General features: G+C 68.8%; 21 protein-coding genes. 15 read left to right on the forward strand and 6 right to left on the reverse strand.

The features are described 5' to 3' along the window. Positions 1 to 2 precede the first annotated feature (2 nt). Complete coding sequence (locus tag GT355_RS03910; RefSeq protein ID WP_160133413.1) at positions 3 to 797, reverse strand: phosphorylase family protein; 795 nt, start codon at positions 795 to 797, stop codon at positions 3 to 5. Between the two features lie 101 nt (positions 798 to 898). Between GT355_RS03910 and GT355_RS03915 the strand changes: the two genes are divergently transcribed. The 7 genes from GT355_RS03915 to GT355_RS03940 all read left to right on the forward strand — a co-directional run bounded on the left by GT355_RS03915 (position 899) and on the right by GT355_RS03940 (position 7,283). Continuing rightward, positions 899 to 1,753: a 16S ribosomal RNA methyltransferase A gene (locus GT355_RS03915; RefSeq protein WP_160133414.1), complete on the forward strand. Its 855-nt coding sequence runs from the start codon at positions 899 to 901 to the stop codon at positions 1,751 to 1,753. Positions 1,754 to 1,913: 160 nt separating this feature from the next. Further along, positions 1,914 to 2,066, forward strand: a complete 153-nt coding sequence (locus GT355_RS17940) for a hypothetical protein (protein ID WP_192927954.1) — start codon at positions 1,914 to 1,916, stop codon at positions 2,064 to 2,066. 87 nt (positions 2,067 to 2,153) lie between these two features. Next, on the forward strand, positions 2,154 to 3,296 hold the full coding sequence (locus GT355_RS03920) for a mechanosensitive ion channel family protein (protein WP_160133415.1): 1,143 nt from the start codon (positions 2,154 to 2,156) through the stop codon (positions 3,294 to 3,296). After that, positions 3,296 to 3,865 (forward strand): HemK2/MTQ2 family protein methyltransferase, encoded by a 570-nt coding sequence (locus GT355_RS03925; RefSeq protein WP_160133416.1) that lies wholly within the window; start codon positions 3,296 to 3,298, stop codon positions 3,863 to 3,865. The genes GT355_RS03920 and GT355_RS03925 overlap by 1 nt, the downstream gene beginning before the upstream one ends. Before the next feature lie 61 nt (positions 3,866 to 3,926). Beyond that, positions 3,927 to 4,931 carry a 5-methyltetrahydropteroyltriglutamate--homocysteine methyltransferase gene (locus tag GT355_RS03930; RefSeq protein WP_160133417.1) on the forward strand — a complete coding sequence of 335 codons (1,005 nt, stop codon included), beginning with the start codon at positions 3,927 to 3,929 and terminating at the stop codon, positions 4,929 to 4,931. Beyond that, a complete protein-coding gene (locus GT355_RS03935) occupies positions 4,928 to 5,992 on the forward strand; it encodes a methionine synthase (protein ID WP_160133418.1) in 1,065 nt (354 codons plus the stop codon). The genes GT355_RS03930 and GT355_RS03935 overlap by 4 nt, the downstream gene beginning before the upstream one ends. Before the next feature lie 403 nt (positions 5,993 to 6,395). Continuing rightward, a complete protein-coding gene (locus tag GT355_RS03940) occupies positions 6,396 to 7,283 on the forward strand; it encodes an NAD(P)H-binding protein (RefSeq protein ID WP_160133419.1) in 888 nt (295 codons plus the stop codon). Here GT355_RS03940 and purL read toward each other — a convergent pair whose 3' ends face one another. Beyond that, entirely contained in the window at positions 7,284 to 9,443 is a 2,160-nt protein-coding gene (purL, locus tag GT355_RS03945; RefSeq protein ID WP_160133420.1) for a phosphoribosylformylglycinamidine synthase subunit PurL, read from the reverse strand. It lies immediately after the preceding gene. Positions 9,444 to 9,917: 474 nt separating this feature from the next. After that, positions 9,918 to 10,517 carry a GNAT family N-acetyltransferase gene (locus GT355_RS03950; protein ID WP_160133421.1) on the reverse strand — a complete coding sequence of 200 codons (600 nt, stop codon included), beginning with the start codon at positions 10,515 to 10,517 and terminating at the stop codon, positions 9,918 to 9,920. 109 nt (positions 10,518 to 10,626) lie between these two features. Between GT355_RS03950 and mutS the strand changes: the two genes are divergently transcribed. The 4 genes from mutS to GT355_RS03970 all read left to right on the forward strand — a co-directional run bounded on the left by mutS (position 10,627) and on the right by GT355_RS03970 (position 15,841). Next, on the forward strand, positions 10,627 to 13,269 hold the full coding sequence (gene mutS / locus GT355_RS03955; protein ID WP_160133422.1) for a DNA mismatch repair protein MutS: 2,643 nt from the start codon (positions 10,627 to 10,629) through the stop codon (positions 13,267 to 13,269). Next, positions 13,253 to 14,911 carry a DNA mismatch repair endonuclease MutL gene (gene mutL / locus GT355_RS03960; RefSeq protein ID WP_160133423.1) on the forward strand — a complete coding sequence of 553 codons (1,659 nt, stop codon included), beginning with the start codon at positions 13,253 to 13,255 and terminating at the stop codon, positions 14,909 to 14,911. Before mutS ends, mutL begins: the two co-directional genes overlap by 17 nt. 36 nt (positions 14,912 to 14,947) lie before the next feature. Next, on the forward strand, positions 14,948 to 15,574 hold the full coding sequence (locus tag GT355_RS03965; RefSeq protein ID WP_160133424.1) for an RAD55 family ATPase: 627 nt from the start codon (positions 14,948 to 14,950) through the stop codon (positions 15,572 to 15,574). A 75-nt stretch (positions 15,575 to 15,649) separates the two neighbouring features. Then, complete coding sequence (locus GT355_RS03970; protein ID WP_160133425.1) at positions 15,650 to 15,841, forward strand: hypothetical protein; 192 nt, start codon at positions 15,650 to 15,652, stop codon at positions 15,839 to 15,841. A 15-nt stretch (positions 15,842 to 15,856) separates the two neighbouring features. Here GT355_RS03970 and GT355_RS03975 read toward each other — a convergent pair whose 3' ends face one another. After that, entirely contained in the window at positions 15,857 to 16,840 is a 984-nt protein-coding gene (locus GT355_RS03975) for an FKBP-type peptidyl-prolyl cis-trans isomerase (protein ID WP_160133426.1), read from the reverse strand. Positions 16,841 to 16,908: 68 nt separating this feature from the next. Further along, the gene (locus GT355_RS03980; RefSeq protein ID WP_160133427.1) at positions 16,909 to 17,541 is read right to left on the reverse strand and encodes a TetR/AcrR family transcriptional regulator; all 633 of its coding nucleotides are present in this window, start codon (positions 17,539 to 17,541) and stop codon (positions 16,909 to 16,911) included. A 139-nt stretch (positions 17,542 to 17,680) separates the two neighbouring features. Between GT355_RS03980 and GT355_RS03985 the strand changes: the two genes are divergently transcribed. The 3 genes from GT355_RS03985 (at position 17,681) to GT355_RS03995 (ending at position 19,786) form a co-directional block, all read left to right on the forward strand. Beyond that, positions 17,681 to 17,926 (forward strand): amphi-Trp domain-containing protein, encoded by a 246-nt coding sequence (locus GT355_RS03985; protein ID WP_160133428.1) that lies wholly within the window; start codon positions 17,681 to 17,683, stop codon positions 17,924 to 17,926. A gap of 26 nt (positions 17,927 to 17,952) precedes the next feature. After that, entirely contained in the window at positions 17,953 to 18,522 is a 570-nt protein-coding gene (gene cyaB, locus GT355_RS03990; protein WP_160133429.1) for a class IV adenylate cyclase, read from the forward strand. A 64-nt stretch (positions 18,523 to 18,586) separates the two neighbouring features. Next, positions 18,587 to 19,786 (forward strand): methionine adenosyltransferase, encoded by a 1,200-nt coding sequence (locus tag GT355_RS03995; protein ID WP_160133430.1) that lies wholly within the window; start codon positions 18,587 to 18,589, stop codon positions 19,784 to 19,786. 6 nt (positions 19,787 to 19,792) lie between these two features. Here the strand turns inward: GT355_RS03995 and GT355_RS04000 are convergent, their stop codons facing one another. Further along, complete coding sequence (locus GT355_RS04000; RefSeq protein WP_160133431.1) at positions 19,793 to 20,470, reverse strand: helix-turn-helix domain-containing protein; 678 nt, start codon at positions 20,468 to 20,470, stop codon at positions 19,793 to 19,795. Between the two features lie 134 nt (positions 20,471 to 20,604). Between GT355_RS04000 and GT355_RS04005 the strand changes: the two genes are divergently transcribed. Then, entirely contained in the window at positions 20,605 to 21,336 is a 732-nt protein-coding gene (locus tag GT355_RS04005) for a DUF2797 domain-containing protein (protein WP_160133432.1), read from the forward strand. Positions 21,337 to 21,369: the final 33 nt, after the last annotated feature.

A 21,369-nucleotide genomic window follows, 5' to 3' on the forward strand; every position in this document is an offset into this window, starting at 1 on the left:
CGTCACGCGGCGTTCGACACCGAGCCGTGCGTTTCGATATCCACGACGAGCGCATCCCGAACCGGTGCCAAGAGGGCCGCTAACCCGTCGACCGTCGACCCCGCTTTCGGCTCCCAGTCGTCGACCAGCACGAGGTCGAACGGACGGAGCACCGCCGCGGCATCCACGTCTCGGTACTCCGCGACCGCGAAGACCGTCGCGGCCTCCATCTCGACGGCGAGCACGCCTTCGTCGCGGTAGTGTTCGATCTCGGGGACCGTCTCGCGGAAGATCGCGTCGGTGGTCCACGACGAACCGGTTCGGTGGTCGACGTCGGTGTCGTCGAACGTGTCCGCCAGCACGCTCACGAGTCGTTCGCTCGCGTCGGCGTACCGCTCCGACGGGAGATAGTGGTGTGAAACGCCGTCGTCACGGATCGCGCGGTCACAGACGACCGTTTCACCCGGTGCGACGTTTCCGCCCAGACCACCGCAGCCACCGAGGACACAGAACCGCTCGGTTCCGAGCTCGATGAGGTGTTCCATGGCGATGGCCGTCACCGGTCCGCCGATCCCGAAGCCGCCGAGAACGCCGACCCGGCCGTCGGTTCCCGATAGCGAATGAAGTCGACCGGCACCCGGGTATTCGACCTCGGCTTCGGTGTGTGCTTCGACGACGTGGTCGAAGAACGGTGGCTGATAACAGAGGACGACCGCTTGCGGTACGTCGCTGGCGGCAACGTCCTTCGACTCGTGGAAGGCGCTCGGCGTGAGATACGCCGATGCACCGTGTTTGTCGGGATAGTTCGGAACCGGCATGTCCCGTTTCGATGGTCGGGCGGTATCAGTGTTGGCCGCCGAGACCACGCGCACGACCGAGAGCGGGAGGTTTTACATCTGGCGGGCAACAAACCCACTCAATGACCGAACCCGAGGGTTCGCGAGCCCGGCGCGACCCCGACGCGTTGCTGGCGCGGGCGGGCGTTCGCGGCGACCGGAACCAGGACCAGCACTTTCTCGTCGACGACCGGGTGCTCGACCGGCTCCCCGAGTACGCAACCGAGTTCGACACGACCCACGTCCTCGAGGTCGGGGCGGGCACCGGTGGGCTGACCGACCGACTGCTCGCCGACGCCGAGCACGTGACCGCCGTCGAGCGGGACGTCCGCCTCGTCGAGTTCCTCCGCGAGGAGTTCGCGGGGGCGGTCGACGCCGGGCGGCTCGACGTGGTCGCCGGCGACGCGCTCGACGTCGACCTGCCCGAGTTCTCCGTCTCGGTCTCGAACCTCCCCTACGGGAGTTCAAGCGAGCTCTTGTTCCGCCTCCTGCCGCGAGAGCGCCCGCTGGTGGTGATGGTGCAGGCGGAGTTCGCCGAGCGGATGGTCGCCGAGCCGGGAACCTCGGAATACGGCCGGCTGTCGGTGACGGCGGGTCACTACGCCGACGCCGAGATCGTCGAGCGCGTCCCGCGCGAGGCGTTCTCGCCCCCGCCCGCCGTCGAGAGCGCGGTGGTACGGACCACGCCACGCGAACCCGACTACGAGGTCCCCGAGGACGCCTTCTTCGCGTTCGTCCGCGGGGTGTTCACCCAGCGTCGGAAGACGATGCGCAACGCGATCCGCAACACCACCCACATCACCGGTATCGACGACGCGGCGGCCGTCGTCGCGGCCGCGGACGACGACCTGCTCGGGAGCCGCGCGGGCGAGCTCCGTCCCCACGAGTTCGCCGCGCTCACGACCCTCGCGATCGAGGACGGAGGGCTCACGGTGTGACGGCTCGCGGTCCGCGCCGTCCACACCGTCCGCACCGCCCGCGTTCCGGCCACCCCACTCGAACGCCGTCGTTCGGTCCGTGGCTGAAGACCCCTTCAAACGTTCGAACCTGGCAGTTTCAAGCAACGACCCGAAGGACCCCGATACCCTACCACGCCCCATGGCGATCATCGAGGACATCCGGGAGAGCCTCTCCCCGGCGTCCACCGACGACGAGACGACGCGGTACCGGTGTGTCGACTGTCTCACGGAGTTCGACGAGCAAAAGCGGATCTGTCCGAAGTGTGGCGGTGCCGAGTTCGACCGGCTGTAGCGGGTCGGGACGAGCGGGGGCGTTCCCCGCCGACCGATGGCCCGCGACGGCGACGCTCTCGACCGTGCGGTCCGGGGGTGATCGCCGGTGATCCTCGCGACCGGCTTCGTCAGGTGGCTCCAGACGACGTACTTCTCCTCGGTAGGCGCACGTGTGCTCGGGACCCTCGGGGCGTTGGTACTGCTCGGGGTCGTGGTCTACCTCGTCGACCGTGCGGGGCGGCCGTTCAAGAACCGCTACAGCTCCCGGCTCACCGAGGCCTCCCAGGCGGGTTTCGTCGCGGTCTGGGTGGTCGCCACCGTCTACTTGCTCACCGTGATCTGGCGGCGGGCCGACGGGGCCGCCCACCTCATCACCAGGGCGTTGAGCATCAAACCCTGGACGGGGATCCGGATCCTCCTCATCATCTCGGTGGCCGTGATCGCGTACCTCTTGGTCCGACTGCTGAACCGCTCGATCGACCGTCTCTCGGAGGAACACGGTGCGATCACCGACCATCAGAGCGAGGTGGCCTACCACGTCGCCGACGTGGGTGTGTTCGTGCTCGCGGGCTTCATCTCGCTCGCGGTCTGGGGCGTCAGCCTCGGCAACCTCTTCCTCAGCGCGGGCGTTCTGGGGGCGGTCGTGGGGCTCGCGGGCCGGGAGACCATCGGCGCGGTCACCGCGGGCTTCGTCCTGCTCTTCTCGCGGCCGTTCCACGTCGGCGACTGGATCGAGGTCGAAGACCACGAGGGCGTCGTGCGCGACGTCACCATCGTCAACACCAAACTCCGGACGTTCGACGACGAGCACGTCCTGATCCCCAACGACGAGATCACCTCCAATCCGCTGGTGAACCGTTCGGAGAACGACCGCCTCCGGATCGACCTCGAAGTCGGTGTCGACTACGAGACCGACCTCGACCGGGCGATGGAGGTCGCCCAGGAGGCGATGACCGACGTCGAGGCGGTGCGGGAGATACCGACCCCGCGCGTCATCTCGAAACGGTTCGCGGAGTCGGGGGTCGTCCTCGAACTCCGGTGGTGGATCGGCGACCCGAGCGCCCAGCGGCTCTGGAAAGCGAAGACCGCCGTCATCACCGACGTGAAAGCCGCCTTCGACCGCGAGGGGATCTCGATCCCCTACCCGCAGCGCACCCTCAGCGCGCGCGAGGAGGCCACCTTCGAGGTCGACGAGATGGCCCCGGAGGCGGCTCCGAGGTCGGATACGGCCGCCGACGGGGGCGAGTGATGGGGCTCGACGCCCGCCGCGAACGCGACCGGGTCTATCAGCCGGCGGAGGATTCCGACCTCCTCGCGACCGCCGCGCGCGAGGCCGCGTCGTCGACCGACCGCGTGCTCGACGTCGGGACGGGGTCGGGCTACGTCGCCCACGAGGTGGCCGAGACCGGGGCCCGGGCCATCGGCGTCGACCGGAACCCCCACGCCTGTCGGGAGGCCCGCGACCACGGTATCGAGGCCGTCCGCGGCGACCTCACCGCACCGTTCGCGCCCGACTCGTTCGACCTCGTGACGTTCAACCCGCCGTATCTCCCGACCGACCCCGACGACGAGGCCGACGACTGGATGGGGGTCGCCCTCTCGGGTGGCGAGACGGGTCGGGCCGTGATCGAACCGTTCCTCGCCGACGTCGGTCGGGTGCTCGCCCCGTCCGGCCGCGTTCTCCTCCTCGTGAGCAGCCTCTCCGATATCGACGTGGTTCGCGAGCGCGCGGCGAGCGCGGGCTTCGAGGCGACGGCCGTCGCCGAGAACTCGTTCCCCTTCGAGACGCTCGTGATACTCCGACTCGACCCGACGTGATAACTCGGGTGCATAAAACAGAGTAGAAAATATTAAAGACCCGCATCACGTCGGGTCGGCAATGACGGAACTCGTTGCGACGACACCGGGTGTCCTTCCGCTGCCGGACTGGGCGAAGGACCGATTGGGGAGTCTGAAGGGCCACCAGAAGGAGGACCTCGTCGACGGCGACGAGGGCGCGGAAATAACCGACGTCTACGACGAGGCGCGCGCGGCGGTCGCCGACTGGCAGACCACCGCGGGGCTCCACAGGGTTGGGGAGGGCCAGCTCCGCTGGGACGACATGCTCGCCCACCCGCTCTGCGTTCACGACGCGGTCGAGACCCGTGGGATCGTGCGCTACTACGACAACAACAATTTTTATAGGGAGCCGGTGGTCTCGGGTGAACTCACCTTCGACGGCGACCTCGCCGACGACCTCGACGCGTTCGTCGAGATGGAGAACGCGCCTGAATCCGTCCAGGCCGTGGTCCCAGGACCGTACTCCCTCGCCGACCTCGCGACCGACGAGTTCTACGGCGACGAGGCGGCCTTCCTCGACGCCATCGCGAACTTCCTCGCGGGCGAGGTTCGGGCGTTCCCCGAGGTCGAGACGGTGTTCGTGCTCGAACCCTCGCTGGTGACCGCCCCACCGGACGACGACCTCGCCGAGCGCGCGAGCGAGGCGCTCGATTCGGTGGCCGACGCGACCAGCGCCGACGTGGTGGTCCAGACCTACTGGGGCGCGCTGACCGAGAAGGTCCACGCTCATGTCCTCGACGCCGACGTCGACGCGGTCGGCTACGACTTCGTGACCAACCACGAGGACAATTTGTACAATATCAACGAGTACGGCACGAAGGACGACATCGCCCTCGGACTCGTCGACGGCCAGAACACGCTGGTCGAGGACCCCGAGAAGGTGGCCGAACGGATCGCGTGGGTCGAGTCGAACGTGCCGGCCGCCGACTTCGAGACGACCTACCTCACCACCAACACCGAGCTGTTCTACCTCCCAGTGAACCGAACCAAAGCCAAGTTCGAGGCGCTTGCCGAAGGGGCCGCGCTCGCGGAGGCCGACGCATGAGCGACAACCGCGAGCAGTTCCGACCCGCCGACCACCCGAACGAGCACTTCATCCTCACCACCGTGGTGGGGAGCTACCCGAAACCCAAGTGGCTCGACCGGGTGCGCGAACAGTACGAGGACCCCGACGGGCCCTTCGACGACGACAACTGGGCCGAAGCCGCCGACGACGCCGCCCGGGTCATCACCGACGAGCACGAGCGCGCGGGGCTCGACGTGGTTGTCGACGGCGAGATGCGGCGAAACGAGATGGTGGAGTTCTTCGCCGAGCGGATCGAGGGCTACGAATTCAATGGACCAGTGAAGGTCTGGGGCCACAACTACTTCGACAAACCCTCCGTGACGGACACGGTCGCCTACGACGAGCCCTGGCTGGTCTCGGAGTTCGAGTTCACGGACGAGGCGACCGAACGGCCCGTCAAGGTGCCGATCACGGGACCCTACACCCTCGCGAGCTGGAGCTTCAACGAGGCTTACGACGACGACCGCGACCTCGCGCTCGCGCTCGCGGACCTCGTGAACGAGGAGATACAAAAGCTGGTCGAACAGGGTGCGCGCTACATCCAGATCGACGAGCCCGCGCTCGCCACCACGCCCGACGACCACGCCATCGTCGGCGAGGCGCTCGACCGGATCGTCGCCGACCTCCCCGAGGACGTCCGGATCGGCCTCCACGTCTGTTACGGGGACTACTCCCGGATCTACCCCGAGATCCTCGACTTCCCGATCGACGAGTTCGACGTCGAGCTCGCCAACGGCGACTACGAACAGCTCGATGTCTTCACGGAGCCCGAGTTCACGATCGACCTCGCGCTCGGCGTGACCGACGCCCACGTCGCGGCGGTCGAATCCGTCCCGGAGATCAAGGAGAACATCAAGAAGGGACTCGAACTCGTCCCGCCCGAACGCCTCACCGTCAGCCCCGACTGCGGGCTGAAGCTCCTGCCGCGCGAGGTGGCCTACGGCAAGACCGCGAACATGGTCCAGGCCGCCCGCGAGGTCGAACGCGAACTCGACGCCGGCGAGATCGAGGTCGGTACCTCGGCGGCCGCCGACGACTGACCGTCGGGGGCGTCTCTGGAACCGATGGATTCGCGGGCCGAGAACACCGCCGGCTACTTCCTCACCGCCGCGGACCCCCGCTGGTTCCTCGACCACTCCATCGAGGACGGACTCGACGCGTCGTCCGCGGTCGATGTGCCCGACGGAACCGCTGCCGAACGTTTGATCCGCGCGGTTCGTCGAACGAACAAGGCTCCGGAGCGGTGCAGAAAGTTTATTACGGGGTCTCGAAAACGGATACGATGGAGCCCGACCGGCTCCGAACCGACGGGACGACCCGTTCGCTGGCATCACCCACCCCAGTCCGTCCCCCTCCCCGCTTTTGCGACCGTCGTCCCACGAGCCGCGCCTCGCGGTCTGCCTGGGGGCGAGGAATTATGCGCCCGCCCCCGGACGGGTGAGTATGCGAGTCCTGGTGACCGGCGCGACGGGGTTCATCGGCGGCCGGCTGCTCCCGGCCCTCCGCGCCGCCGGCCACGACTGCGTCGTGCTCACCCGGAACGCCGAACGCTACGATGGCCCCGACGGAGTCGACGTCGTCGAGGGCGACCTCCTCGAACCCGGAAGCTTCGACACTGCTCTAGAGAACTGTACGGCGGCCTACTACCTCGTCCACTCGATGGAGTCGCCGGACTTCGAGGCACGCGACCGGCGTGCAGCCCGGAACTTCGCGCGGGCGGCGAGCGCGGCGGACGTCTCGCGTGTGATATACCTCGGCGGGCTCGGTGAAACGAGCGAGGGGCTCTCTCCCCACCTGCAGTCGCGCCGCTCGCTCGAAGGCGTGCTGCGGGACGGCGATTACGACCTCACGGTGCTCCGGGCGGCGGTCGTTCTCGGTGCGGGCGGTGCGAGTTTCGAACTCCTCCGCCAGTTCGTCGAACGCCTCCCGCAGTTCGCCGTCCTGCCGCTCCCGGCGGCGGTGACGACGACCTGTCAGCCGATCGCGATCGACGACGCCGTGGCGTCGCTCGCGGGCGTGCTCGACGCCCCGGAGACCCGTGGGGAGACCTACGATATCGGCGGCCCGGAGGTACTGACCTACGAGGAACTCCTCCTGCGTGTCGCCCGCGCCACCGGCCGAACGGTGCTGACGGTGCCCGTCTCGTGGCTCCCGCGGTCGACCGCGACCTACTGTCTCGACCGGCTGACGGGTATTCCCACGGTCATGATCGCCTCGCTGATCGAGGGGCTCGACAACACCGTCGTGGTTCGGGATCCGTGCCCCCGCGACCTGGTGCCGGTCGAGCGGACCCCGGTGACCGTGGCGATCCGCCGGGCGCTCGCCGAGTGATCACTCCATCGTGGCGTCGAGCACCGCTCGGCGCTCCGCGATGGTTTCGGCGGTCATCGAGAGACGCTCGCCGTCCGTGTGAACGTCGAGCCGCCCGGTGTCGGTGCTCCGCCCGATCGCGTCGACGGGCGCGACCCCGTCGAACGCCGCTCTGACCCTCTCCGGGTCGTCGGTCTCGACGACGGCGCGGCCCGGTCGTTCGCCGAACAGTGCGGCGGCGGGGTTCTCACAGCCGTCGAGGTCGACCTCCGCCCCCGCTTCGGCCGTGACCATCTCCGCGAGCGTCACCGCGAGGCCACCGTGGCTCACGTCGTGAACTGCGGTCGTCGTCTCCTCGTTCGCCACCCGCGCGAGCGCCGTGACGAACGCTTGGGGATCGTCGGGAAGGCTCGGGAAGCGGTCGGACCCGCCGAACCGCGCGAGGTACTCGGACCCGCCGAGGCCCGGGTCGTCGTCGAGCCCGCCACCGACCAGGAGGAGGTCGCCGGCCCCGCGGAGGGCGGTCGGCGGGGCTTCGTAGCCCTCGCGAACGCCGACCATCGCGAGCGTCGGCGTCGGCGGGATCGGACCCGTGGTGGAGTCGTTGTAGAGCGAGACGTTACCGCCGACGACGGGGACATCCAGGTCGGCACACATTCCCGCGAGGCCGTCGACGATGGCCGAGAACCCGCCGTAGGTTCCGGGGTTCTCGGGGTTGCCGCCGTTGAGACAGTCGACCGCGGCGAGCGGTGTCGCACCCTTCGCGGCGAGGTTGGTGGCGTTTTCGAGCGCGACCGCGCGCGCCCCGACCTCCGGGTTCGCGGCGGTCCAGTTCGGTTCCGCGCCCGCCGAGAGCGCGAGACCGACCCCCGTTCCCTCCTCACTGGTTTCGTGGATCGCGAGCACTGCGCTGTCGTCGCCCGGTCCGCGCGCCGTCCGGAGGCCGACTTCGTGGTCGTACTGGCGGTAGACCCACTCCCGGCTCGCGGTGTTCGGGCTCCCCACTACTTCCCCGAACGCGGTTTCGAGGTCGGGGTTCGGTAGGTCGCGGTCGGGTTCGGCGGGCGATTCGGCCGGCAGGTCGTAGGCCGGCGCGCCGTCGGCGAGGAACTCGGCGGGGGCGTCGACCACGGCGTCGCCGTCGAACGAGCAGGTGTAGTTCCCTTCGACGACCTCCCCGATGACCGAACAGCCCAGGTCGAACTGCTCGGCGACTTCCCTCACTCGCTCGACGTTTTCGGGAGTCACCTCGTAGCACATCCGTTCCTGGCTCTCAGCGAGCAGGATCTCGACCGCGTTCATCCCTGGCTCGCGCTGGTGGACGGCTTCGAGGTCGATGTCGGCCCCGAGGTCGCCCTTCGCGACCAGCTCGGCGGAGGCCCCGCCGAGCCCCGCCGCGCCGAGGTCGCGGGCGGACTCGACCAACCGCTCGTCGATCAACTGCTCGTTCGCCTCGATCAGGAGCTTCTCGGTGTAGGGGTCGCCCACCTGCACCGCCGGCCGTTCCTCGGTTTCGGCGTCCTCGGCGAGGTCCTCGCTCGCGAAGCTCGCCCCGCCGAGCCCGTCGCGACCGGTCGCGTTGCCGACCAGCACGAGCGCGTTCCCGGGCCGCTGCGCCTCGGCGGTGACGAGCCGCTCGGTGTCGAGCAGGCCAACACACGCCACGTTGACCAGCGGGTTGCCCTCGTAGCCCGGGTGGAACGCGAGGCTCCCGCCCACCGTCGGCACGCCGATTGCGTTGCCGTAGTCGGCGATCCCCTCGACCACGCCGTCGAGGAGGTAGCGGGTGTGCTCGCGGTCGAAGGGTCCGAAGTAGAGCGAGTCCGTGAGCGCGATCGGGTAGGCCCCCATCGAGAGGGTGTCGCGAACGATACCGCCCACGCCCGTCGCCGCGCCGTCGTAGGGGTCGACGAACGAGGGGTGGTTGTGGCTCTCGATGCCGAGGGTGATCGCGAGGTCGCTCGCATCGTCGTCGGTGGGCAACCCGACCACGGCGGCGTCGTCGCCGGGGCCGACCACGACCTGCTCGCCCTCGCTCTCGAAGTTCGTGAGGAGCGGCCGCGAGGAGCGGTAGGCGCAGTGCTCGCTCCAGAGGTTCTCGAACAGCACGCTCTCGGTGGGGGTCGGCTCGCGACCGAGCCGCTCGGTTATCCGGCGGCGGTCGTCGTCGGCGAGGGGCATGGGCGAGATTTCGGGAGTCCGAGTATAGCGCTTTTGATAGTCGAGAAACGAAGGGAGACCGACTGCGTGATTTCGTCCGTCTATTCAGCATCGTGCGCTTGTTTTGCTTCGAGTGCTGATTCGGTATCCGATTCCCGTTTTGCTCCGAGTGCCGATTCGGTATCCGATTCCCGTTTTGCTCCGAATGCCGATTCGTCGATTACAATTCCCGATCCAAGTGAGAACCGCAGACCGCCCCGCGACGGCCACATACCTCCCCAGCCGACTGCGCTCCTCAGTCGCTCGGCTCACGGCTCACTTCGTTCGCCGTTCACGCGTGGTGGTGTTCACTTCGTTCACACCACCCCTTGCTCCCTGCGGTGCTCATCCCTCGCACAATGTCCGCAGCCGTGGGTTCACCTCCGTTCACCCACGACTGCGAGCGCGCGCCACCGCGGCCCGGTTTGTGTGGGCTCGCGAGATACACGGTGAGTGTTACTCCGTCGCGTCGCGGTACTCCGCTTGCGAGATGGTGTATCGGTACTCGTCGCTGACCTCGTCGCCGTGGGGGAGCCAGTTTCGGAGCAGTCCCTCACAGCGCCCGCCGTGGGCCTCGACGTACTTCTCGATGGCGCGGCGCGACTGGTCGTTGTCCGCGTGGTGGCTCACCGAAACCAGTTCGAGGTCCAGGCGCTCGAAGGCAAGCTCCATCAGCGCGCCGGCGCGCTCGCCCGAGTAGCCACGGCCCCAGAACCGCTTCCGGAGCCAGGTTCCGAGGTTGCCGGTTCGGCGGTCCCAGTCGATGTGGAGCGCGGCGTTGCCGGCGTACTCGCCAGCGCCGGGTTCGCCGTCCCGCGGTCGGACGACGTAGCCCGCCGCCTCGCCCTCCTCCCAGCGTTCCTCCACGCCGTCGATGTACTCCTTCGATTCGAGGAGCGTCTGGTGGGGCTCCCAGGGCATGTAGCGGGTGACCTCGTCCATCGCCTCCGGACCGTCGGCGTCCGAACAGATGTCGTAAAACTCGAAGACGTCGAGGGTCTCGTGACACAGCCGTTCGAGGATCAACCTGTCCGTCTCGATGCGCTCGGGGAACATATCCGACTCTCCGGGCGGGCTCACAAAAGCGTTCGCCGCCGCTCGCCGGAAAACCACCCCGCGGCGACGGGTCCGCAAGCCTTTGGACCGTTCACGACCAGGGAGGGGCATGGACGCCGCGCTCGGACCGCCGGCCGCGATGGCCGACCACGGCGACGACCTCACGCCGATGATGACCCAGTACGTCGAGCTGTGCGAGCGCTACGACGACGCTCTGGTGCTCTTTCAGATGGGGGACTTCTACGAGGCCTTCTGTGACGCGGCGGAAGTGGTCTCGCGCGAACTCGAAGTCGCGCTGACCCAGCGCGAGGACAGCACCGGCACCTACCCGATGGCCGGGGTCCCGGTCAGAAGCGCGGCCTCGTCGGTCGAAACCCTGCTCGATGCGGGTTATCGCGTCGCGATCGCCGAGCAGGTCGAGGACGCGGAGGAGGCCACGGGAGTCGTCGATCGGGCGGTCACGCGGGTCGTGACCCCCGGAACGGTGGTCGAGGACGAACTCCTCGCCCCCGGTTCCGCGAACTACGTCGCGTGTCTCGCGAGCGAGACCGAGGACGGCGAGGGTGCGTACGCCGTCGCGGTCGTCGACGTCTCCACGGGGGAGTTCCGGGTCACGAGCGCCGACTCGCGCGAGGGGGTCCGGGACGAACTCGATCGGTTCGCCCCCAAGGAGGCCCTGCTCGCGTCCGAGTTCGACGGGGAGTTCGACCTCGACTGCATGGTGACGCCCCACGACCCGGACGCGTTCGCGGTCGAGACCGCCCGCGAGCGGCTCGAAAGCGTGGTCTCACGGCCCGAGGCCGTCGTCGAGAACGACGCCGAGCTCCGTGCCGCGGGGGCGCTGCTCGCCTACGCCGCCCACACCCAGACCACCGACGGCGCGCTCGACCACGTCACCCGACTCACTCGGGACGACCCACGGGACCGCCTCGAACTCGACGCCACCGCGCTCCGGAGCCTCGGGGTCTTCGAGAACCCGTCCGGGAGCGACGACCACACCCTCGTCGACGTGCTCGACGAGACCTCGTGTGCGCTCGGCCGCCGAACGCTCGTCCGGTGGCTCCGACGACCGCTCCAGGACCGCGCCGAGATCGAAGCTCGTCTCGACGCCGTCGCGGAGTTGACGCACGCGTCGCTGGTTCGTGAGGAGCTCCGCGACCTGCTCCGGGACGTCTACGACATCGAACGCCTCGTCGGGACGGTCTCGCGCCGGCGGGCGAACGCCCGCGACCTCCGCGCGCTGAAAGCCACCCTCGACGTCGTCCCGGCGATCCGCGAGACCCTCTCCGAGGCCGATTCGACGCTGCTCGCCGACTCGCGGGCCGACCTCGACGGGCTCGACGACGTCCGAGGGTTGATCGGCCGGGCGATCCGCGAGGAACCGCCGACCGAGATCACAGAGGGCGGTGTCATCGCGCGGGGGTTCGACGACGACCTCGACGAGCTCCGGACGAACGCGCGCGAGGGCCGCGAGTGGGTCGAGGGCCTGGAGGAGCGCGAACGCGAGCGGACCGGGATCGACTCGCTCTCGGTGGGTCACAACGAGGTCCACGGCTTCTACATCGAGGTCACGAACCCGAACCTCGACGCGGTGCCCGAGGAGTACACCCGGCGGCAGACGTTGAAGAACTCAGAACGGTTCTACACCCCCGAACTCAAGCGCCGCGAGGACGAGATCCTGGGGGCCTCCGAGCGCGCCGACGCCCGCGAACACCGCCTCTTTCGCGAGGTTCGCGAGGAGGTCGCAAGTGAGACCGAACGCCTCCAGGCGCTCGCCGACACCCTCGCCGCGCTCGACACCCTCGCGACGTTGGCCCACGTCGCGGTCGAGAACCGATACACCAGACCCGAACTCGGCCACGACGGGGTCGCGATCCGGGACGGTCGCCACCCGGTGGTCGAGCGCGGAACCGAGTTCGTCCCGAACGACGTCGACCTCCGCGAGGAGCGGTTCGCGGTCATCACCGGGCCGAACATGTCCGGGAAGTCGACCTACATGCGTCAGGTCGCGCTGATCCAGCTGCTCGCCCAGGTCGGGAGTTTCGTGCCGGCGAGCGAGGCGAACCTCCCGGTCGTGGACCGGATCTTCACCCGTATCGGGGCCTCCGACGACATCGCGGGCGGTGAGTCCACCTTCATGCGCGAGATGACCGAACTCACCGCGGTGCTCCACGACGCGACGCGCGACTCGCTCGTCCTCCTCGACGAGGTGGGACGGGGCACCTCGACCACCGACGGCGAGGCCATCGCCCGCGCGGTCACGGAGTTCATCCACGACGAGGTCGGCGCGACCACGCTGTTCGCGACCCACTACCACGACCTCGCGCGGCTCGGCGACGAACTCGACGGGGTGCGAACCCTCCACTTCGCCGTCGAGGGCGACCCCGACGCGGGAGACGGGACGGGGTCGGAGGGCGTGACCTTCCTCCACACGGTGGCCGAGGGGAGCGCGTCGGCCTCCTACGGGATCGAGGTCGCGCGGCTGGCGGGGGTCCCCGAGTCGGTCGTCGAGCGTTCGCGCGACCTCGTCGCCCGCGGAACTGGGAGTTCCGAACCGACGACCGACGAGACGAACGAGCCAGGTGAGGAACAGCACTCGGTCGAGGACGGGACCGAAGCGGGCGACGAAGCCGCTATACCGCCGGAGACCGTAGCCGAGCTACGCGAGCTTCGGGTGGCCGAACTGACACCGGTGGAGGCGCTCGTCCGGCTCGACGCGCTCAAACGACGATTCGATGACCAGGATAACTGAACTCGACACCGAGACGGTCGAACGCATCGCGGCCGGCGAGGTCGTCACCCGGCCCGCGAGCGTCGTGGTCGAACTCGTCGAGAACGCGCTCGACGCGGGGGCCGAGTCGGTCGAGATAACCATCGAGAACGCGGGGCTCGACCTGATCCGCGTGGCCGACGACGGGCACGGCATGGCCCGCGAGGACGCGGCGCTTTCGGTCGAGCGCCACACCACGAGCAAGATCAGCGGGGTGGCGGACGTCGAACGGATCTCGACCCTCGGCTTCCGGGGCGAGGCGCTCCCGAGCATCGCCCACGCCGCGCGGCTCGAACTCACGACCAAGCACGAGGAGAGCGGCGTCGCCGGCACCCGAGTGGTGGTCGACGGTGACGAGAAGCGCGTGACGGCGGCGGGGCGAGCGGTGGGGACCACGGTCTCCGTGCGAGACCTGTTCGAGCGGATCCCCGCCCGGCGGAAGTCGCTGGCCCAGCCCAAACGGGAGTTCGCGCGGGTCAGCGAGGCGGTCACGGGCTACGCGCTGACCCACCCCGCGGTGCGGTTCTCGCTGACCCACGACGGCCGAAGCGTGGTCTCGACGCCGGGGTCAGGGAGCTACACCGACGCCGTCCTCGGTGTCTACGGTCGCGAGACCGCCAGCGAGAGCACGACCGTCGAACACCGCACGGACGGGGTCGCGGTGCGTGGGCTCCTCGTCTATCCGTCGATAACCCGGGCGAACCCCACCCACGTGACCACCGCGGTCAACGGCCGCACGCTCCGGGACGGCACGATTAGGGGCGCGATCCGGGAGGGCTATGGCAGCCTGCTCCCCGACGGCCGACATCCGGTCGCCGTCGTCGACGTCTCGCTCCCCCCGGAGGAGGTCAACGCCAACGTCCACCCCGCGAAGGAGGCGGTCGCGTTTCACGACCCGGACGCGGTCGCGAGCGCCGTCGAGCGGGCGGTTTCGGAGGCGCTCTCGACCGAGGACCTCTCGCGGACCGCCGACCTCGCCCTCGACCTCGACGCCGCGGTGGACGACGTCGGGGAGTCGGCGTTCGAGTCCATCGCGGTGATCGGCCAGTTCCGCGAGCTCTACTTGCTCTGTGAGGCCGACGACGACCTCCTCGTGGTCGACCAGCACGCCGCCCACGAGCGGATCAACTACGAACGCCTCCGGGCGGCGGTCGGCGATGGCGGTTCGGACGACGAAACGGGTCAGCCGGGCGTCGAGTCCGCCGATATCGAACCGCGACGGCTCCCGCTCACGGCGAGCGAGGCGGCGCTCGCCGAAACACACAGGGACGACCTCGCCGCGGTCGGCTTCCGGTTCGAGACCGATGGGGCGTCACTGCGGGTCACGGGCGTGCCAGCGCCCCTCGGTCGGGTCGCGAGCCCCGAGGCGCTCCGCGACGCGCTCGACGCGCTCGCCGCGGGTGAGGAGCCCACCGACCCGCGCGACGAGCTACTGAAGGCGTTCGCGTGTCACCCCTCGCTCACGGCCGGCGACGCGCTGACGACCGAGGAGGCGACCCAGCTCGTGCGGCGGCTCGGGGCGTGCGAGCAGGCCTTCGCGTGCCCCCACGGCCGGCCGACCGTGCTCCGGATCGACGAGGCGGCGTTCGCGCGCGGGTTCGAGCGGCCGAACACCCGATTCTGACGAGGGTTTATCCGCGATCCGGCGACGAACGCTCCCATGGCGACCTCTCTGCCGACCGGCATCGACGTGCTCGACCAACGGCTCGGGGGCGGCGTCCCGCCGGGCAGCGTCGTCGCGCTGTGTGCGCCGCCGGCGAGCCAAGCCGAGCTCCTGCTCGCCGAGTTCATGGGCCCGCGCGAGACGTTGTATCTCGCCCTCGACCGGACGGAGCGCGCGGTCACGGACGGTCTCCGTCGAACCACGACCGAGACGGGCGACCCGGACGTTCGGGCCGTTCCCGACGAGAATCGGGTCGACCACGTGCTCGAACGTCTCGGGGACCGTCCCCGGGATTCGACGGTGATCGTCGACCACCACACCGTGATCGAGACCGAGGAACCCGACTGCGTCTCCGAGTTCGTGACCCGACTCCGTCGCCATCTCACGGAAACCGGGGGCGTCGCGGTGCTCTACTGCCTCGACGGCGACCCGGTCCCGGAGCGCCGGGCGACCACCCTCCACAGTGCCGACGTGGTCTTCCGGCTCACCGTCGACGTCGTGGGAGCGACGGTCGACACCCGGCTCGCGGTGCCGAAGGTCCGTGGCGGTCGCGCGCTCACCGAGACCCTCAAACTCCAGCTCACCGACCGGGTCACGGTGGACACGAGCCGCGACATCGCGTAGCGGACGACCCGGCGGGTAGTAGCCCCGGTAGCAATCGGCGGAGCGCTTATGATCTAATCATTCGACCTGGACTCGATGGCTGCGACGGAGGGCTTCGGGCTTCGTCGGCTTGGCGTCCAGGTCGCGCTCGTCGGGCTCGTGCTCGTCGTGGTACTCACCGGCTTCGGGAACCCGTCGTTCGCCGCCGTCGCGCCGCTCCTCGTTCTCGGTGGCCTCGTCTCCACCGGCGGGTGGGGCTATCGCTGGGACGAAACGACGAGTTCGTGAGAAGGTCGTCGGGCGTTACTCGCTCGCGTCGGCCTCGTCGAGCTCCTCGGTGACGTCGTCGAGGTCGACGTCCGCGTCCGCGAGCTCCTCCTCGATGGCTTCCATGTCGGCCTCGCCACCACCGCCGCCCATGCCGCCCATCATCCCACCCATGCCGCCCATCATGCCGCCCGAGCCGTCGATGACCTCCTCGACGACCACGCGGTCGAGGTCGAGCCGGTCGATGAGGTCGCCCAGGATCTGCTGTTTGCCCATCATCCACTGCTGGTCGAACTGGAGCTGGGGCGACTGCTCGATGTAGAGGGTCTCCTTTTCCACCGTCTCCGTCTCGAACTCGGGTTCGCTCTCCTCGTCGTCGTCCTCGGACTCGACGAGCTGCTCCTCCTCGACCTCGTCGGTCTCGATCCGCATGTCGAGGTCGGCGTCGAAGTACATCGAGAGCATCCCCTTGGCCTGCTCGACGCGGTCCTCGACCACGTCGAGCACCTCGTAGTCGTACTCGACGTCCGAGCCCGCGAGCGGGTGGTTGAAGTCGACCCGCGCCCGCCCGCCGATGATGGTCTCGACGTGGCCGTGCTGGCCGTCGATGTCGACGTGGCCGCCCGGATAGCGGTCGTCCTCGGGGATGCGGTCGGCGCTCACAGTTCTGACCTCACCCTCGTCGTACTCGCCGAAGGCCTCGACCGCCGGCACCGTGACCGTCCCCGAGTCGCCGGGTTCGCCGCCGATGAAGTCCTCCTCGACGGCGTCGAAGAGGTGGCCCGCCCCGACCGCGATGACGCGGGGCTCGAAGCTCTCCTGCTGGTCGGCGACGCCCTCCTCCTCGGCGACCTCCTCGTCGGTGGTGTCGACCAGCTGGTCGTTCTCGACGGTGCGTGCGGTGTAGGAGAGTCGAACGAAATCGCCCTCCTGGATTCCCGTGGCTTCGGTTTCGTCGGCGGCCGCCGATTCCTCGGTCTCGGTGGCGTCGGCGTCCGTCTCGGCCTCGTCGTCGGTCATACCCCCATCAAGTCCCGTTCGACGTTTAAGAACAACGCTTCGCTCCCGCCCCCGCGAACCGCCCCCGATCACGCGTCCGCATCGGCGTAGAGCGTGGTTTCGAGGTACTCTTCGAGCAGCCCGTGGGCGGTTTCGAGTACCGCCTCGTCGCCGAGCACCACCCAGCGGGTCCGTGCGCCGTCGATGATGGTGAGCAGCATCGTCGCGGTGCGCTCGGGGTCGACGGGAGCGAAGACGCCCCGCTCGATGCCGTCCTCGATCATCGCCTCGAACAGGTCGAGGACGTAGACGTCGTTCGTCCGGAACTGTTCGCGGTAGACCTCGTTGTGGGCGGCCTGGGAGCGGAGTTCGAGCATCGCGGTCTGGAACGCCTCGTGGTCGTCCGGACCGTAGACCAGCGCGTCGATCGTCTCCCGGAGCCGTTCGGCGGGGTCGTCGTTCTCGGTCACGGCCACCTGCGTCTCGAACCGCGCGATGAGGTAGCCCAGAAACGACGACAGCAGGTCCTCCTTCGAGTCGTAGTGATAGAAGATCAACGACTTGCTCTTCTCGAACTCGTCGGCGATCGACTGGACGGTGAGGTCCACCGCGCCGTGACGACACAACGCGCGGTAGGTCGCCCGCATGATCGCCTCGTGTTCGGTTCCCGTCTCGTCCTCCGCACCGTCGGCCGATCCCGCTTCGTCGGTCGTATCCCCCATTTCGATCACTGACTACGTGGTTAGTTGCGGGTTTATACCTTGTGCTCGACGCTCTGCTCGGACCGGTCTCGACGGACGACGCCACGCGACCGAGCCCGTCGGACGGTTGGTTTTTGTAGCGTCCCGACCTCGACCGTCCATGGCCGACACCACCACCGCGAGCGAGTCCCTCTCGAACGAGGCGGCCGCCGAGCGGCTCGAAGCCCTCGCGAGCGAACTCCGGCAGGAGGACGGCGGGATCCAGGTCGAGGTGGGCAACAAGTCCGTCTCGCTCGCCCCCTCGGGCGACATCGACTACGACATCGAGGTCGCCGAGCGCGAACCGATGCTCGGCAGCAAGCACGAATCGGTCACCATCGAGCTCGAGTGGACGACCGACGAGTGAGCCCGTACGGCCACCGCTAACCGTCGATGTACGAAGTCGAACTCAAAGTCCGCACCGCCCACGACCCGGTTCGCGAACGGCTCGCCTCGCTCGATGCGGAGCCGCTCGGCACGGTCCGCCAGGTCGACACCTACTACGACGCCCCGGACCGCTCGTTCGCCGAGACCGACGAGGCCCTCCGCATCAGAACCGAGTCGACCGACGACGACGAGCGGACTCGGGTGACCTACAAGGGACCGCTGGTCGAGGCGGCCTCGAAGACCCGGATCGAGCACGAGACGGGGGTCGGTGACCGCGAAGCGATGGCGGGCGTGTTCGACGGGCTCGGTTTCTCGCCCGCGGCCACGGTCGAGAAGGACCGCGATCGGTTCTCGTGTGGGGAGTACACCGTCGCGCTCGATACCATCCGCGGGCTCGGCGAGTTCGTGGAGGTCGAACGCGAGGTCGCGGACGAGTCGGCCGTCGCGGACGCCCGTGACGGCGCGCGCGAGCTCCTCACCGACCTCGATTGCGACCCCGACACCCAGATCCGGACCTCGTATCTCGGGCTCCTCCTCGATGCCGACGCCGACTCGCCACCCACCGAGGATAACTGAGCGTAATTTATCGGCCGCCGAAGGTTTCCGCAAGTTATAGGCGGGCGGCTGTCGAAGGACGACCATGACCCAGCGAAACGTCAGTATCGAGGGACTCGACCGGCCGGCGGCGGAGGAGACCGCCGTCGAGATCGTCGAACGAAAGGGGATCGGCCACCCCGACTCGCTGTGTGACGGGATCGCCGAGAGCGTCTCACAGGCGCTCGCCTCGGCCTACCTCGACCGCGTCGGGCGGGTGCTCCACTACAACACCGACGAGACCCAGCTCGTCGCCGGCACCGCCGCGCCCGCCTTCGGCGGCGGCGAGGTGGTCGAACCCATCTACATCCTCGTCGTCGGCCGGGCGACCTCAGAGTTCGAGGGGACCACGATCCCCACCGAGCCCATCGCACTCGAAGCCGCCCGCGAGTACCTCGAAACCCACGTCCCCGAACTCGAGGTCGGCACCGACGTCGTGGTCGACGCCAAACTCGGCGAGGGCAGCGGCGACCTCCGCGGCGTGTTCGACGAATCGGGGGTGCCGATGGCGAACGACACCAGCTACGGCGTGGGCCACGCACCGCTCTCGGAGACCGAGACCATCGTCCACACCGTCGAGAACAGGCTCAACGGCGAGTACGCCGCCGACCATCCCTATCTGGGTCCCGACATCAAGGTGATGGGCAAGCGCGAGGGTGAGACGATCGACGTCACGGTGGCGGCGGCGATGATCGACACCTACCTCACCGACGTCGACGCCTACGCGAGCGCGGTGACCGACGTCCGGGAGTACGTCACCGGGATCGCCGAGGAACACACCGACCGCGAGGTCACCGTCCACGTCAACACCGCCGACGACTACGAGACGGACTCGATCTACCTCACGACCACGGGCACGAGCGCCGAACAGGGCGACGACGGCTCCGTGGGGCGGGGCAACCGCGCGAACGGGCTGATCACGCCCAACCGCTCGATGTCGATGGAGGCCACCTCCGGGAAGAACCCCGTCAACCACATCGGGAAGATCTACAACCTCCTCTCGACCGACATCGCCGAGAACGTCGTCGAGGAGGTCGACGGCATCGCGGAACTCCGGATCAAACTCCTCTCGCAGATCGGCCGGCCGATCGACCAGCCCCACGTCGCCGACGTCCGGGTCGCCACCGAGGCGGGCGTCGCGCTCGGCGACGTCGAGAACGAGATCGACCGGATCGTCGACCGCGAACTCGCCGACGTCACCGGGCTGACCGAACGGGTGATCGACGGCGAGATAGCCACGTTCTGACCCGCGTCACTCCCGTTCGTCGAGCACCCCGGCCGCGCCGGGGATCAGGGCGTCCTCGACGAGGGCCGCGGTCGCGCGACGGAGTCGTTCGGAGAGCGCCTGGTGGGAGATCTCGAGTCGGTCGGCGAGTTCGCTCAGGCTGGTCTCGCGCGGGATCGCGAAGTAGCCGGCATCGAGGGCGGCGTCGAGCGCCTCGAACTGGGCCTCGGTGAGCCCGTAGCGACCCACCGGTTTCCCCTGCATCTGTCGGATAGCCTTCACGTCGAAGGTCAAGCCGTTCTCCTCGACGAAGTCGTTGGTCATCGTGAGCGACTCCTGGTCGGGATAGAGCACCCGGAGATGCCATCGGCCGTTCTTGCCGAGGGCGTCCATCACCGTCGCGGCGGAGTTGGTGATCATCTGGAGGACGACCTCGACCTCGGAGACCCACTGCATCCGGTAGAGCTGTTCGTTCTCGAACGTCGAGAGCAGGGAGATGTCGCGGGTGCTCGGGTCGGCTTCCAGCGCCTCGCCGACCGCGTCGGCCTCCGCCCCGCGAACCCACACCAGCGGCATGACCGCGTCGTCGCCGCTCTGGACCACCCGTTCGATCTCGAACTCGACGTCCGGCAGCGACCGCAGCGCCTCGTAGAGCGCGAACTCCTCGGCGGGTATCTCCCCCCTGACGACCTGTGCGTTGCTCATACTCGGGGTTTCTACTCGATACTGATAAACTCGCCTCACCGGTCCGAAAACTCCCTCGCTTGCCGGGCGACCGCGAACCCCCGTCCGGCGGTCCGGAACGGTGGTGCTTTGAGCCGTCGCCGTCGAGGGCGTGCGTGCAGATCGTCGGCTACGCGTCGCTCGACCCCGCGCTGTTCGTCGCCGAGGCGGGGTCGGTGGAGCGGATGGACCTCGCCCCCGGCACAGAGCTCGCCTACACCCTCGGCGAGCGCCACTGTGCGGGAACGACGACCGACGACGGGACTCATCACCCCTGCGAGCGCCCGCGTGCGCCCTACTGCGAACTCCACACCACGCCGTGGTCGGTGGCGAACAACGCCGACTCCGAGGAGGAGCACGCGGTCTACCTCGCGGGTTTCACCCCGCGGACGTTCAAGGTGGGCGTCACGCGCTCGTGGCGGCTCGACACCCGTCTCCGCGAACAGGGTGCCGACCGGGCCGCTCACGTTCTCACTACGTCCGACGGCCGAGCGGCACGTGACCGCGAGACACAGATATCGACGGAGTACGGGGTTACCGAGCGGGTTCGCGTGGCGACCAAGATCCGAGGACTCGCCGAGCCGTTCGACGAGGCGGCGTGGGAGGCGCTGCTCGATCCCTTCGAGGTCCACGAGACGTTCGCGTTCGAGTACGGCCTCGAACTCGGGGAGCGACCGGTGGCCGAAACCCTCCTCTGTGGCACTGTTGTGGGAATGAAGGGCCGCGTTCTGCTTCTGTCCTACCGGGGAACCACCTACGCCGTCGACTGTCGGGACCTCGTGGGCTACGACCTCGAATCGGGCGCGCCCGACCGCGACCTCCAGGCGAGCCTCGGCGGGTTCGGCTGAGGACGGGGAAGTACCGAACGCTTTTCCGGCGGG

Source organism: Halococcus salsus (assembly GCF_009900715.1).
GTDB classification, from domain to species: domain Archaea; phylum Halobacteriota; class Halobacteria; order Halobacteriales; family Halococcaceae; genus Halococcus; species Halococcus salsus.

Excerpts from the sequence above, each read along its gene's own strand:
- GT355_RS03940 (WP_160133419.1), top strand. The coding sequence starts at position 6,396 with ATGCGAGTCCTGGTGACCGGCGCGACGGGGTTCATCGGCGGCCGGCTG.
- GT355_RS03985 (WP_160133428.1), top strand. The coding sequence starts at position 17,681 with ATGGCCGACACCACCACCGCGAGCGAGTCCCTCTCGAACGAGGCGGCC.
- GT355_RS03910 (WP_160133413.1), bottom strand. The coding sequence starts at position 797 with ATGCCGGTTCCGAACTATCCCGACAAACACGGTGCATCGGCGTATCTC.
- GT355_RS03970 (WP_160133425.1), top strand. The coding sequence starts at position 15,650 with ATGGCTGCGACGGAGGGCTTCGGGCTTCGTCGGCTTGGCGTCCAGGTC.
- mutL (WP_160133423.1), top strand. The coding sequence starts at position 13,253 with ATGACCAGGATAACTGAACTCGACACCGAGACGGTCGAACGCATCGCG.
- cyaB (WP_160133429.1), top strand. The coding sequence starts at position 17,953 with ATGTACGAAGTCGAACTCAAAGTCCGCACCGCCCACGACCCGGTTCGC.
- GT355_RS03980 (WP_160133427.1), bottom strand. The coding sequence starts at position 17,541 with ATGGGGGATACGACCGACGAAGCGGGATCGGCCGACGGTGCGGAGGAC.
- GT355_RS03930 (WP_160133417.1), top strand. The coding sequence starts at position 3,927 with ATGACGGAACTCGTTGCGACGACACCGGGTGTCCTTCCGCTGCCGGAC.
- mutS (WP_160133422.1), top strand. The coding sequence starts at position 10,627 with ATGGACGCCGCGCTCGGACCGCCGGCCGCGATGGCCGACCACGGCGAC.
- GT355_RS03935 (WP_160133418.1), top strand. The coding sequence starts at position 4,928 with ATGAGCGACAACCGCGAGCAGTTCCGACCCGCCGACCACCCGAACGAG.
- GT355_RS03915 (WP_160133414.1), top strand. The coding sequence starts at position 899 with ATGACCGAACCCGAGGGTTCGCGAGCCCGGCGCGACCCCGACGCGTTG.
- GT355_RS03995 (WP_160133430.1), top strand. The coding sequence starts at position 18,587 with ATGACCCAGCGAAACGTCAGTATCGAGGGACTCGACCGGCCGGCGGCG.
- GT355_RS04000 (WP_160133431.1), bottom strand. The coding sequence starts at position 20,470 with ATGAGCAACGCACAGGTCGTCAGGGGGGAGATACCCGCCGAGGAGTTC.
- GT355_RS03950 (WP_160133421.1), bottom strand. The coding sequence starts at position 10,517 with ATGTTCCCCGAGCGCATCGAGACGGACAGGTTGATCCTCGAACGGCTG.
- GT355_RS03925 (WP_160133416.1), top strand. The coding sequence starts at position 3,296 with ATGGGGCTCGACGCCCGCCGCGAACGCGACCGGGTCTATCAGCCGGCG.
- GT355_RS03975 (WP_160133426.1), bottom strand. The coding sequence starts at position 16,840 with ATGACCGACGACGAGGCCGAGACGGACGCCGACGCCACCGAGACCGAG.
- GT355_RS17940 (WP_192927954.1), top strand. The coding sequence starts at position 1,914 with ATGGCGATCATCGAGGACATCCGGGAGAGCCTCTCCCCGGCGTCCACC.
- purL (WP_160133420.1), bottom strand. The coding sequence starts at position 9,443 with ATGCCCCTCGCCGACGACGACCGCCGCCGGATAACCGAGCGGCTCGGT.
- GT355_RS03965 (WP_160133424.1), top strand. The coding sequence starts at position 14,948 with ATGGCGACCTCTCTGCCGACCGGCATCGACGTGCTCGACCAACGGCTC.